The organism is Enterobacter sp. SGAir0187 (genome assembly GCF_002952735.2).
Classification (GTDB): domain Bacteria; phylum Pseudomonadota; class Gammaproteobacteria; order Enterobacterales; family Enterobacteriaceae; genus Enterobacter; species Enterobacter quasiroggenkampii.
This window is the reverse complement of the sequence record NZ_CP025034.2, coordinates 890,574-903,133: the sequence shown is the minus strand read 5'-3', so window position 1 is coordinate 903,133 and position 12,560 is coordinate 890,574. Positions and strand designations below refer to the sequence as shown.

The window sequence follows — 12,560 nt, the reverse complement described above, 5'->3', positions numbered from 1 at the left end:
TAAACCGTGACCTACAGGAGCAGTTGAAGCAGATTGTTGGCATTGAGCTTCTTCAGCGCGTTGCATTTATGGGTTGAAATCTGTTTCTCCGACATGTGCGTCACGATGGCAATGTGGCGGACCGGCAACCCGGTCAGCATCAGATCGAGCACGTTGAATTCAGGAACGGTCAGGCAGCAGTCCAGGCTTCGAACGCGGCGCGGCTCTTTTGCCAGCAAATACGCCGCATCGGCAACGGCGATCCTGTCGTCGATGATATAAAGCGTTAGCGTACCGAAACGCTTGCGTAAATGCGTCGCCAGCGCCCACCCCTTTTCGTTGCAGACCAGATAAAGGCTGCCTTTCCAGCGGGCGGCTTCAAGCCTGAGCAAAATGTTGATCAGCGCCTGATGCGTCGCCGCCACGGAAAAACGGCAGCGGACGACAATCACGCGGCGGGTAAGCAGCGTTGGCTGCCATTGTACGGTATCGCTTATGACCTCTGGCTGGATGCCCCGACGCAGCAGCGCGTAGCGCAACCCTTCGGCGTAAAATCGATTATTGTCGAGAATGGCGTAACTCACGGTGACCTCGTTATAATGTGCTGGGCGTATAGATGACGCGCAGCGTGCCGGTATAGTCGCCCGCGTTTTTGCTGCTGGCGGCAAACGCAGGCGTTTTCAGGATAATCGGCGCAGGAATGCACAGTACGCTCTCACGTCCGCCGGGCAGCACGACCTGACGCAGATACTGCGGATCGTTAGTGCCTTGCCAGACAACGGTTTTACCATTCGTGACAATTTCCATTGCGCCTGTGACGGGATGGGTGACGGAGACCTGATAGTCGAGACGATCTCGCGCATCGGTCTGGCTGCCACCGCGTCGCCGGATGGAAAACGCCCCTTCGGCACGTCCCGCTGAGGGAAGCCCGTCATCCTCAAAGCGCAGATAGGCCCGGGTGCTGGTGCTGTTTTTGCCGTCGTACAGGCACATATCGAGCGAGGTTTCTCCCTGGATCTCGCTGCCCCCGGGTCGCCCCGGGAAGTTGGTCAGGTTGAGGTTAACGATGGGCGTGGAGTGCGGAAAGGCCGGCAGATAAATCTGCTGGTTTCCCGGGTCGACCACCTCAATGCGAATATTTGCCTGCCATTTGGCGATGGTGAGATAACCAGGACAGCCGACATTCACGTCATTGAAGTTCCCGCCGCAGTCGGCGCTTCCCCACTGGCGCAGGTTCTGCTTCAGCGTGGCGGTCCAGATCCCCGGCAGGGCGAGCTTATCCAGTTCGCTTTTCACGATATAGAAATCGAAGTAGGGCTCTCTGTTCCAGCTCGCAATTTCCGTCGTCCCTCCCGTCACAAAGCTGGCAAAGGTGAACACTTTATTGTTGATAAACATGTAGTGATCGCCATACACCTTGATATTCACCGTCTTGCCGGTAAGGGAATGGGTAAACGCTAAATTGATGGCATAAGGCGCGCCCGGGTTACCCGAGAACCAGACCGGGGCGGTCATGCAGGCCCCGTACGTGGCGTCAGTCCGGGACTGACAGGTCAGGGTATTACGTCCCCACTTTTGCGGGTCGGCGGCGTCAAAGCCGCCCGATTCATGAAACCAGATGTCAAAACGCGCGGGCGGTGCCGTGCGATCGAAGCTGATCCCAACGCTGGTGTTTCGTCCCGCAGGGGCGCCCGCCAGCGTCTGGCCTGTCCACAGGCTTAACAACAGTAAAATAAAGAGGCACTTAATCACATCATTTCCCTTTAGTGAGGCTATCGGTGTTCATGGCAGTTGGACCGGTTGGGACCGATCGTCCGGCAAGCATCAGCTGCGCCTGCTGCTGGACGGCATCCGGCAGGGCGGAGAAGGTTAATTCCCGGCAAGGAATTGAGCCGACATAGCGCACCACGTCGCGCATACTTTTCACGTTGAGTTCGCACTGATAAAACTGCTGCTGGCGCACCAGGTAGAGGTTATGCAGCAGGGCATCGCTCTGGGCGCTGAATCCGCCGTTGCCGAGATCGCTCCAGCCGTTAACGTTCAGCGGCACGCCACCGATAAACGGCGAATGACGCTCGTCGGTTAACTGGCCAAGCCAGGTGTAGCTTGCGGTGGTTTGCACGTCCCGGCGCAGCAGTTTGCCTGGCACCATAAACAGCGTTCTGCTGCCCGAACCTTGCGTGATCTCGCTGCTGGCCCCCCGGGAGACGTCCAGCGATTCGTTAACCGTCAACGTTGTCTGCTGATACCCCGGCACTGCGAAAAGCGCGCGGCTATTGCCCGGAATGTCTGCGCTCCCGCTGTTATCCAGCGACACGGCAATGCTCGGAGCCTGGGTATCTTCCGGTGTGGCAACGTTCACCGCGACGGCGGAAGCAGGGCGACCGTCGCTCCAGCGGCCCAGCCACAGGCCAGAGCGGGACAGTGCAAACGTCGAGCTGTAATTGCCGCTGCTGCTCAGCGTATGGCGACGATCCTGCCGATCCCAGGCGTCGCTGACGGTCAGACTCCCGTTGCCATATCGTCCTCCCTGGCGCGTATAGGCTGAGGTATTCAGCGAGTCGCTGTTAATGCCCGACGCGCTCAGACCGTACTCATTTTCGCCGCGTGCATCGGCGTACCAGTTATGCGCCACGCTGTAGCTCAGCTGGTTTTTTTCACGCTGCTGGTGCTGCCATGTTGCGCCCAGAGAGGTGTAGCTTGACGCATCACCCTGACGGTTATGCGCCATGGACAGGCTCACGTTCAGGTAGCCGCCTTTATCCCTGCCTTCGCGGGCGTCATCGTTACGCATGAACAGGTTAATGCTGCTGTTAATGTTCAGGCCATGGGTGCTGAAGGCATTGCTCAGGCCAGCCTGCCAGGCCCGCGTTCGCGAGCGGGTCATATAGACCGATTCCCACGGCAGACCCGCATCGTGGCGATCGTCATTGTCCGGCAGCTCCCGGCGTGAAACGTACCGGCCTTCGTTGCGGTTATCCGAATACCCCAGGCTTGCATACCAGGCGTCGACCGGGACGGAGAACATCACCGAGAGGGTGCGATAACAGCCATTCACGGCGTCAAATCCCGCGCTTTGGGTGTTGCAGTTTTCAGCGGATAATGCGTTGCGATAGACGCTCAAAGAAAAACCGTCGTTGTAGCTGATTTGCTGAATATTGCCGCGCTGGCCTTCGCTGCCGTATAGGTAGCTAAACCGGGTACTCAACACGCCATCGATCGGGCCCGCATTGAAGCCCCGGCTCCAGTCGATCGCGTTTTCCAGAAAACGCTGGTTTTTCTTGAACGTTGCCCCGCTGGTCAGTGCCAGCGTCGGGGTCACGGGCAGACGAACGCCCGCCTGCGCAATCGCGCGGCGCTCTTCGTTTTGATCGCTATTATCGGTTTCGCCCGCCTGCAGGAACCACTCGATGCGGTCGAATGGCGTAATGCCGGTTCGGGTAAACGGCACCTGCTCGGTGCGCGTCAGCCGGTTATTTTCATAGATGGAGAGCGTCACGGTGTAGCTCCCGTCCGGGAACGAACGCGTGTCCAGGGTTTGCGCCCCGGCATTCAGATAAAAGCTCGCCAGCAGCTGATTGCCCCGGCGGGCATCGATACGCGCGTCATGGGAAAGCAGCACGGTAACAGGGGTTCCCTTCGACTGCTGAACCGGGTTCATCCACGCCCGTGTTGAACCCGTGCGCAGTCCGCGAATTTTGCCCAGCGGCAGCTGGCTGAGGGAGATATTCCCGCCGGCATTGCTGAACAGATCGCGGGTATCCATCTCGCCCAGTTGGATATAGTACTGACGCAGGATATCCTGGCGGAACCAGGCGTTGTTGACGGTGACCTCCTGCTGCTGCTGGTGCCGTGAACGCTGCCCCAGCCAGGTCCAGTCGAGATTCACATAGCCGTCCTGGGTGAGCGCCAGCGCGCCGTTGCCCTGCACGGTTGCCGACTGATAATCCCTGTCGGCAACGAAGTTAATGTTCTGCTGATGGATCAGCGCATTTTCGGTGCCGTGCGTGGGCTGATACCATTGATTCTCTGCCGTCTGCTTAGGCAGAAATTTCTTGTCCAGGAACAGGTTAATGCGGGCGTTATTCTCGTCATAAATAATGGCCGCGCGGTCGGTATTGATGTAATCACAGCCCGTTGCGGAGCCGTTGCTGCTGCAGGCCAGGTTGCCGTTACGGGCAAGCGGAACGGCCAGCGCGTCAGAGACGGTGGCAACGAGGGATGGGTAGTCATTAAACCGGCGTTTGATGGCCGCTACCACGGTTTCAGGTGCGACAAAGCTCACCGTTTCAAGCGTGATATCCGTTTCAAAAAGGCCCAGCGATTCGCCATAGAGGTTCACCTCTATCCACACGCGCTGCGTCTTTGCCAGATCTTCAAAACCTGGCGGGACTGCCAGCCCGGCGCAGGCGAGTTGGATGGAAGCGGGTAACAAAGCAACAAAGAGGAGAGTATTTCTGTGAAACGCCATGAACGAGCCTCGACATCATCCTGACGTCAGAGGGTGGGCACCCTCTGACGTTATTCCTTAGGTGCTGTGGTGTTACGCACCGCCTTCCGTGGTCGTCGCCTGCGTCAGCATCAGGCTGACAACGCCGCTGTACTGACCGGTTTTCAGAATGCCTTTGGTGGTCTGGGAAATGGTCAGCGGCAGTACCGCAGAACCGTTTTCAATGCTCCCCGGGAACAGTTCGGTACCGGTGTATTCAACATCTGCGGTAGAGAGGGTTTTATCGCCCAGTTTCACCGTCATAGGGATGGTCTCAGCACCGTCGGCATTCGCCAGCTTCGCGGCGCTTACCAGACGGACTTTTACGTTGCTGGTCGCGGAGTTAGACCACACCTTGGTATTCAGACGGTAGCTTTCCAGGCCACGGCCAGGCAGGTACTGCATATCGATGCTTGCCGGCAGTGGCGTGTTATCGGCCTGAGTCATATCCAGCTGTGAATCAACGCTGGCGTTGACGGTAATATCTTTTTGGATCGCCAGCGCGCTAACGGATGTGGTCATCGCGGCAACAATCATCAGAGGTTTAAAATACTTACGCATTGATATCTCCATATTTACAAATGAGCACCCTGGCTCTTTAAACAAACCCTTTGGGGTCTTTACGGTAACGTCGTGTTATTGCACGACGGGTAAATCAGCTTCTTCAGCGGTTTTATTCAGCCAGTTGAAGTAGCGGAATTTATATTTCTGGCCTTGTGCCTTCGTGAGCGTTTTTAATTTCCGTTCGGTGTCCGGATAAATCGTCGCGTCTTCTTTAATCCATCTGCACGACGAATCCGCATCACAAATACCGATCTCTCTGAGCGGCACGCGCAACGTGCCGTTGTTTTTTAACGTTCCCCTCTGAGGGTCAATCGACAGCGAAACCACGCTTTTTTCCGGTGCGAGATGGATCAGGGCGCCCCAGATTACATTGACGCCAAGTCTTGCCGTCGCTGCAGGGCTTTCTGCCTTGCCCGGAATAATGCTGTCAGGCTGCTTGACCCCTTCAAAATAGACGCGCCAGGTGGTCTCTTTTTCCGGTGGCGTAAGCGATACCAGACGAACGACTCGCATTGCGCCTGCCGCGAGGGCAAATTTTTCCGGCGTGACAACAACGCCGCCTTCTTTCCACGACGCCACATCAATCTCTTTTTCCTGGGCCGTGCCGGGATTAAGAATTTTCTTTTGCCTCACCCGAATGAACTGAATATCATCGGTTTTCGACGCTACCTTAATTTGCGCCACACCGGACCTGTCCACATTCAGTTCCATGGGGTACACGCTCATATTGGCCAGTGCCATTTCCGGGAAAAATGGCAATGACAGCGCAGCGACATATAGGGCGGTTGTGACGCTCACTCTTTTTTTCTGTTTCACAATCAAGTCTGCCTGCTTTGAGTTTAAAGGCGGCGCGTTAACACCAGGACACCGTCTGCTTTCGTATCGCTTCAGGGCAGGGAAACTTTAACCAGAACAGCGGTTTGTGAAAATTTGTATTAATTAACTCGTTATATACAGTTTTTTATCCTGATTTTCTGGCTTTAAGGTTGTATAGTTAAGCGAAAATACCGCGACCAGGGATGGGGAGAAAATTCCTTCTGATGAGAAAATAAGCAAGTCAGGAGAGAGTTTTCATGTCGATGTACCAGGGATTAAAAAGCATGCGGTAACAGCCGAGAATAAAAGATGTTTTTTATATGCAATAATTCGTTGTTATTCGATCCTGAAGCACATGCAATAAGTCTTGTTGGACAACCGGAATCTGTATTAACGCTTTCGGCACCAGCCGTTCGGCTTTTGCAGGAATTTATAAAACACCGAGGACGCGACCTGAGTCGGGAGGAACTGATTACTCGCGTGTGGGAAGAATTTGGCTTTACGCCATCGGGCAATAACCTCAATAAAGCGGTTAGCGAATTACGTAAAAGCTTCCAGTCTCTGGGAGAGGGGCACGATTTTATCGTGACCGTGCCCCGTTACGGATTTCGTTTTGATGCCGATGTGATTTTTCAGCCCGGAGAGAATATTCCATCTGTCGACCCGCAGCCCTCGTTCGCACCGCAAGAAGTAAAGCCTCAACGCGCCTCCATGAAAAAATGGGCGATTGTGGCCGTATTGATCGTCGCTGCGCTGGGGACGAGTCTCTACTTTAGTCGACTGCAGGGGATTTTCATTCCGGCGAAACTTAAGCCGGTTAAGGAAAAAATCGCGCGTTGCAGCATCTGGATTGTCAACGATCACGGACGACCGCTGGTGCTATCGAAATTAGCGGAGCGGCTGGAGGCTAATAACGTAGCATGCGAACGTGAGGCGTACGACATTTATTATTTCAGCGCCCGCTTTACTATTTCCGCTGCAGATGAGGTGTTTATTGGTGCCTGTCCGGTCAGCAAAACCAGCCTGTGTAAAACCATACGTTACAAAAGCGGGGCACAAAAATGAAAATAAAACTTCTTTTTGGCGTGGGCGGTGTCCTGGTTGGTTGTTCGCTGGCATTTTTTTACTTTTCCGGCAGCGTGGGTAAAAAGGATGTGCTGGCCTGCAGCACTGAATTTAATTTCACGCGCAATGAGGGAAAAGCCAGTGAAGTGAAGATCAATACCGTTGCCCAGTTCTATTTTCATCGGGACGGTACCGGGTTGACCACCTACAAAGGCGCGGCAAGAGCGGGTGGGCAATGTTTGATCGTTGACAGGGATGTGGACTTTACCTGGCAGCAGCGTGACGATGATAACGTCATCGTACTGAGCTACACCAAAACCTGGCGTCGGCACAATGACAATACGCCTGATGCCCAGTGGGGTAGCTTCGCCAATCCGACCGCTCGCTACTACCTTACAATCTCTGAACTCGCGCCTTCCGTGTGGCTGATTCAGGACCGGCGCTATCCCACCTATATTTGCCGGGGTGAGTAGGGCATAAAAAAAGGAGAATGCCACAGGCATTCTCCTTTTTCGTATCCGTTGTGCTTAATCCCTACTGGCGAAGCCCAGGATGCTCAACAGGCTGACGAAGATGTTGTACAGCGACACATAGAGGCTGACGGTGGCGCGAATATAGTTCGTTTCACCGCCGCGAATGATGTTGCTGGTTTCAAACAGGATCGCGCCGGAAGAGATCAGAATAAACACGGCGCTGATCGCCAGATGCAGGGCAGGCAGCTGCAGGAAGATGTTGGCCACCATACCCACCAGCACTACCACAACACCCGCCATCAGCATACCGCCGAGGAAGGACATGTCCTTACGCGTGGTCAGCACGTAGGCCGAGCAGCAGAAGAACACCAGCGCGGTGCCGCCCAGCGCCATACCAATCACATCGCCCATTCCGGCGGACAGATACGCGTTCAGGATTGGCCCCAGGATGTAGCCCAGGAAGCCGGTGAAGGCAAACGCGGACAGAATACCGACCGGTTTGTCAGCGGTTTTGTAGGTCAGGAACATCAGGCCATACATACCCACCAGGGTCAGGATCAGCCCCGGAGACGGCAGCATCAGCACGGTGCTGGCGGTGGCGGTGATCGCGGAAAACGCCAGCGTCAGGCTGAGCATGAAATAGGTATTGCGCAGCACCTTGTGGGTGCTGAGTAGCGATGTGCGGTCGCGTGAGGAAGTAATTATACGATCCATGAGTCACTCTCTTATGACAGATGTAATTAACGGAAAGAATAGGAAACGGCGCGTCACTCTCAAAGTGGTTTTACCCATCTTTACTCAGCAGGTTAGCGCGGGAGCTGGTTGTTTCTTCTGCATAAATACGTTTCACCAGTATGAACAGCGGTTTGACGCGATTAATCAGATCAACCTCTTATAGGTTACTGAAAATTATTGCGTTATTACCATAAGGCCGCTAAGAGTTATTTCCGGATCGTCACAAAAACAGACAATAAGGCGAAGGAAATGAAACCACAAACACGCACGCGCTTTACGCTCTCTTTACTTACCGCCGGGATCCTGTGCGCCAGCACGGCAGCCTGGGCGGCTAACGTGCCGGCAGGAACGCAGCTGGCCGATAAGCAGGAACTGGTCAGGAACAACGGTAATGAGCCCGCTTCGCTCGACCCGCATAAAGTCGAAAGCGACGTCGAATTCAATATTATCAGCGATTTATTCGATGGGCTGGTCAGCGTTTCCCCGTCGGGTGAAGTTCAGCCACGGCTGGCAGAAAAATGGGAGAACAAGGACAACACCGTCTGGATGTTCCATTTGCGTCCGGGCATCACCTGGAGCGACGGCACTGCCATTACCGCGGAAGATGTGGTCTGGAGCTGGCAGCGTCTGGTTGATCCTAAAACCGCTTCACCGTATGCCAGCTATCCAGGCAACATGCACATTGTAAATGGTGCGGATATCGCCCAGGGGAAAAAAGCCCCCGATACGCTGGGCGTGAAAGCCATTAACGACACCACGCTGGAAGTGACATTGACGCAGCCTAACGCGGCGTTCCTCGCCATGCTGGCGCACCCGTCGCTGGTGCCAGTGGATAAAGTGCTGATTGGCCGCTTTGGCGACAAGTGGACCAAGCCTGAACATATCGTCACCAGTGGGGCCTATAAGCTGTCCCAGTGGGTGGTCAACGAACGTATTGTGGCGGAGCGCAACCCGCGCTACTGGGATAATGACCATACCGTGATCAACAAGGTGACGTATCTGCCTATCACCTCCGAGGCCGCGGATGTGAACCGCTATAAAGCGGGTGAGATTGATATTGTCTACACGGTGCCGATCAACCAGTTCGCTCAGCTCAAGAAAACCCTGGGCAGCCAGCTGGATGTCTCCCCGCAGCTGGCTACCTATTACTACGAATTCAATACCACCCGACCGCCGTTCAACGACGCCCGCGTGCGCAAGGCGCTGAACATGGCGCTCGATAAAGACATCATTGCCGGAAAAGTATTAGGGCAGGGGCAACGCCCGGCTTGGCTCATCAGCCAGCCGGATATCGGCGGCGTTAAGCTTCAGAACCCGGACTACGCCAGCTGGCCGCAGGACAAGCGCATCGCTGAGGCGAAAAAACTGCTCAACGAGGCCGGGTACAACGAAAGCCACCCTTTGAGCTTCAACCTGCTCTATAACACCTCTGAATCGCACCAGCGTATCGCGATTGCGGCCAGCTCCATGTGGAAAAAGAACCTCGGCGTGGAGGCGAAGCTGCAAAATCAGGAGTGGAAAACTATGCTGGATACCATGCACACCCACAACTTTGACGCGGTGCGTTACGCCTGGATTGCCGACTACGACGACGCGGCGACCTTCCTGAACACCTTCCGCACCGGCGACAGCGAAAACACCAGCCAGTACAGCAATCCGGAATACGACCAGGCGCTGGTGAATGCCGCAAAAGCCAAAACAACGGAAGAGCGGGGTAAGTTCTACCAGCAGGCGGAAGATCTGCTGGGGCGCGATGTGCCCGCCATTCCGGTGTATCACTACGTCCGTACGCACCTGGTTAAACCGTGGGTGGGCGGATTTACGCCCGATAAGCTCGGGTACTATTACACGAAAGACATGTTCATCAAAAAACACTAGGCCTGTGCTGATAAAATCGTCGATGTGTTGTCAGTTCAACCGATTAAACACGTTTTGACTATTTTTACAGCGAACGATTGCTGGCACTCTTTACAGCACGCGGTGAGGTGTTTATAGTTCGCCTCACTCAGGAAGTGTGGCCGAGCGGTTGAAGGCACCGGTCTTGAAAACCGGCGACCCGAAAGGGTTCCAGAGTTCGAATCTCTGCGCTTCCGCCAGATATAAACCCCAGGTTACTTGTTAACCTGGGGTTTTTCTTTTGGTTTGAATGATTCAGGTCACACTTTTCAGGTTTCGATATTTCCCTGTAAAAAACAGGCGTTATCATTCACCCCGTAAATACCTTTTCATCGCTTACCGAGGCTTTGATGCTGGAGAATGTTTTCATCAGATAATCAGCTTCCCGCTCTTTTCAGGACGGACTGGTTATCGCTGCGCTTAAACCTTACGCACGCACCTGCGGGTGTGGGCTCGTTTTTACGCATGATGATTACACAGGTTTTCCAGTATGAATTTATCCCGTCAGGAACAACGTACCTTACACGTTCTCGCCAAAGGTGGGCGTATTGTGCACGTCCGCGACAGTTCTGGCCGCGTCACGTCCGTTGAGTGCTACACCCGTGAAGGGCTGGTGCTGAGTGACTGCACGCTGAACGTCTTCAAAAAACTCCGCGCCAAAAAGCTGATCCGATCCGTGAACGGGCAGCCTTACCGCATCAACACCACCGGGCTGAACAACGTTCGCGCCCAGCTGGATAATCGCTAAGGAGCAGTGATGAATACACCCTATACAGATAGCTATGACCGCGCTTTTTTGCTCGACACCATGATGGGCCCAAACGCCATGCGGCTTACCGAGGAGCTGGTTGCTCAACTGCATATCGCTCCAGGGATGCGCATTCTCGATCTCGGCTGCGGGAAAGGGATCTCTTCTATCCTGCTCGCCGAGAAATATGACGCCACGGTTTTTGCCGCCGATCTGTGGATTACGCCGGGAGAAAATGCAGCGCGTTTCAGCGAACGGGATCTGGACGGAAAAATCTTTCCGCTGCGGGTTGATGCTACAAAAGCGATCCCGTTCGCGCATGATTATTTTGACCTGGTCGTCAGCGTGGATGCATATCAATACTTTGGCAACAATGACGCCATGCTGGGTACGCTGCTACCCTTCATCAAACCCGGCGGGCACATTGCGGTTGCCGTTCCCGGGTTTATCGGGGAGTACAACGAAACGCATCTCCCGGAGGTGGTTAAACCTTTCTGGACCCCTGAGTGGTATTTCTATCCGCTCTCCTGGTGGAAAGCGCTGTGGGAAAAAGAGCCCGGTGCGGCGCTGATCGCCGTACGGGAGATGGATACCTGTCAGCAGGCGTGGGATGAGTTTATGCAATGCGAGATCGCTCAGGAGATGATGGTGCCCATTATGGACGCGGGGGCCGGAGCGTATTTCAATATGATCCAACTGGTTGCGCAGAAGCGCTAAGCGGAATAAACAACGCCACCCTCGGGTGGCGTTCATGTATTGAATGGAATATCGTGGCGGAATGTAGGCCGGGAAAGCGCAGCGCCACCCGGCAAGAAACGCGGCGTTATGAGCGAATAAAAGCCAGAATATCCGCGTTGATAGTATCCGCATGGGTGGTATGCATCCCGTGCGGGAAGCCCGGATAAATTATCAGCACGCTGTTCGCCAGCAGCTTGTCCTGGAGAAGGGCGGCATTTTTATACGGTACAACCTGATCGTCATCGCCCTGCAACACCAGAACGGGAACCGTGATGGTTTTCAAATCTTCCGTCTGGTCGGTCTCTGAAAACGCCTTAATCCCCTCATAGTGGGCTTTGGCGCTGCCGATCATACCCTGTCGCCACCAGTTCTGGATCGTACCCTGCGAAACCTCGGCGCCATCGCGATTAAAACCGTAGAAAGGACCGCTGGCAACGTCGAGATAAAACTGGGCGCGGTTAGCCGCCAGCGCTTTGCGGAAGCCGTCGAAGACCTCGATGGGCGTTCCGCCGGGATTCGTCTCCGTTTTGACCATCAGAGGCGGGACGGCGCTGACGAGCACCGCTTTGGCGACGCGCCCCTGCGGTTGGCCATACCGCGCAACATAGCGGGCGACCTGGCCGCCGCCGGTGGAGTGACCGACGTGCACGGCATTGTGCAGATCCAGGCTTTCAACCACGGCTGACGCATCGGCCGCATAATGATCCATATCGTGGCCCTCACTCACCTGGTCCGATCGTCCATGTCCGCGGCGATCGATAGCGATAACGCGATAGCCTTCTGCCAGGAAGAAGAGCATCTGGTTATCCCAGTCATCGGCACTCAACGGCCAGCCGTGGTGGAAGACAATGGGCTGGGCCTCTTTTGGGCCCCAGTCTTTGTAGTAAATATTGACGCCGTCTTTCGTGGTAACGAATGCCATACCGCAGACTCCTCTGTTAAGAACAACACGACCCCTAAAGTGTAGGAGAAATCACAAAAGCGGTTGGTTTAATTCCGGTGATGGATATTCATTTTGCGTCTGGGCTCTGGCGCGATGCGCCAGAGCCTTCAGGAC

Annotated in this window: 12 protein-coding genes and 1 tRNA gene; 6 read left to right on the top strand and 7 right to left on the bottom strand. The window is 54.9% G+C overall.

What is annotated here, in order from left to right:
* Nucleotides 1-11: 11 nt before the first annotated feature.
* The 5 genes from CWR52_RS04445 to CWR52_RS04425 all read right to left on the bottom strand — a co-directional run bounded on the left by CWR52_RS04445 (nucleotide 12) and on the right by CWR52_RS04425 (nucleotide 5,830).
* Nucleotides 12-563: a LuxR C-terminal-related transcriptional regulator gene (locus tag CWR52_RS04445; RefSeq protein WP_104948953.1), complete on the bottom strand. Its 552-nt coding sequence runs from the start codon at nucleotides 561-563 to the stop codon at nucleotides 12-14.
* A 10-nt stretch (nucleotides 564-573) separates the two neighbouring features.
* Nucleotides 574-1,731, bottom strand: coding sequence for a CfaE/CblD family pilus tip adhesin (locus tag CWR52_RS04440; RefSeq protein ID WP_104948952.1), 1,158 nt, complete (start codon nucleotides 1,729-1,731; stop codon nucleotides 574-576).
* A 1-nt stretch (nucleotide 1,732) separates the two neighbouring features.
* A complete protein-coding gene (locus CWR52_RS04435) occupies nucleotides 1,733-4,450 on the bottom strand; it encodes a TcfC E-set like domain-containing protein (protein ID WP_104948951.1) in 2,718 nt (905 codons plus the stop codon).
* Between the two features lie 72 nt (nucleotides 4,451-4,522).
* Nucleotides 4,523-5,029 (bottom strand): CS1 type fimbrial major subunit, encoded by a 507-nt coding sequence (locus tag CWR52_RS04430; protein WP_021240847.1) that lies wholly within the window; start codon nucleotides 5,027-5,029, stop codon nucleotides 4,523-4,525.
* 75 nt (nucleotides 5,030-5,104) lie between these two features.
* Nucleotides 5,105-5,830 carry a fimbrial protein gene (locus CWR52_RS04425; protein WP_252152183.1) on the bottom strand — a complete coding sequence of 242 codons (726 nt, stop codon included), beginning with the start codon at nucleotides 5,828-5,830 and terminating at the stop codon, nucleotides 5,105-5,107.
* A 327-nt stretch (nucleotides 5,831-6,157) separates the two neighbouring features.
* On the opposite strand from CWR52_RS04425, the gene CWR52_RS04420 reads away from it, so the two are divergent.
* Complete coding sequence (locus CWR52_RS04420; RefSeq protein WP_104948949.1) at nucleotides 6,158-6,913, top strand: winged helix-turn-helix domain-containing protein; 756 nt, start codon at nucleotides 6,158-6,160, stop codon at nucleotides 6,911-6,913.
* A complete protein-coding gene (locus tag CWR52_RS04415) occupies nucleotides 6,910-7,386 on the top strand; it encodes a hypothetical protein (protein WP_104948948.1) in 477 nt (158 codons plus the stop codon). Before CWR52_RS04420 ends, CWR52_RS04415 begins: the two co-directional genes overlap by 4 nt.
* A 54-nt stretch (nucleotides 7,387-7,440) precedes the next feature.
* Here CWR52_RS04415 and yccA read toward each other — a convergent pair whose 3' ends face one another.
* A complete protein-coding gene (gene yccA / locus CWR52_RS04410) occupies nucleotides 7,441-8,100 on the bottom strand; it encodes an FtsH protease modulator YccA (RefSeq protein ID WP_021240844.1) in 660 nt (219 codons plus the stop codon).
* Nucleotides 8,101-8,370: 270 nt separating this feature from the next.
* On the opposite strand from yccA, the gene CWR52_RS04400 reads away from it, so the two are divergent.
* From CWR52_RS04400 to CWR52_RS04385, 4 genes are all read left to right on the top strand, one after another.
* Nucleotides 8,371-9,999, top strand: a complete 1,629-nt coding sequence (locus tag CWR52_RS04400; protein ID WP_104948947.1) for an ABC transporter substrate-binding protein — start codon at nucleotides 8,371-8,373, stop codon at nucleotides 9,997-9,999.
* Between the two features lie 130 nt (nucleotides 10,000-10,129).
* Nucleotides 10,130-10,217: transfer RNA gene (locus CWR52_RS04395), tRNA-Ser, on the top strand.
* Between the two features lie 290 nt (nucleotides 10,218-10,507).
* A complete protein-coding gene (locus tag CWR52_RS04390; protein WP_008499869.1) occupies nucleotides 10,508-10,765 on the top strand; it encodes a YjhX family toxin in 258 nt (85 codons plus the stop codon).
* A 9-nt stretch (nucleotides 10,766-10,774) separates the two neighbouring features.
* A complete protein-coding gene (locus CWR52_RS04385; protein ID WP_104948946.1) occupies nucleotides 10,775-11,482 on the top strand; it encodes an SAM-dependent methyltransferase in 708 nt (235 codons plus the stop codon).
* Nucleotides 11,483-11,588: 106 nt separating this feature from the next.
* Here CWR52_RS04385 and CWR52_RS04380 read toward each other — a convergent pair whose 3' ends face one another.
* Entirely contained in the window at nucleotides 11,589-12,425 is an 837-nt protein-coding gene (locus CWR52_RS04380; protein WP_104948945.1) for an alpha/beta fold hydrolase, read from the bottom strand.
* Nucleotides 12,426-12,560: the final 135 nt, after the last annotated feature.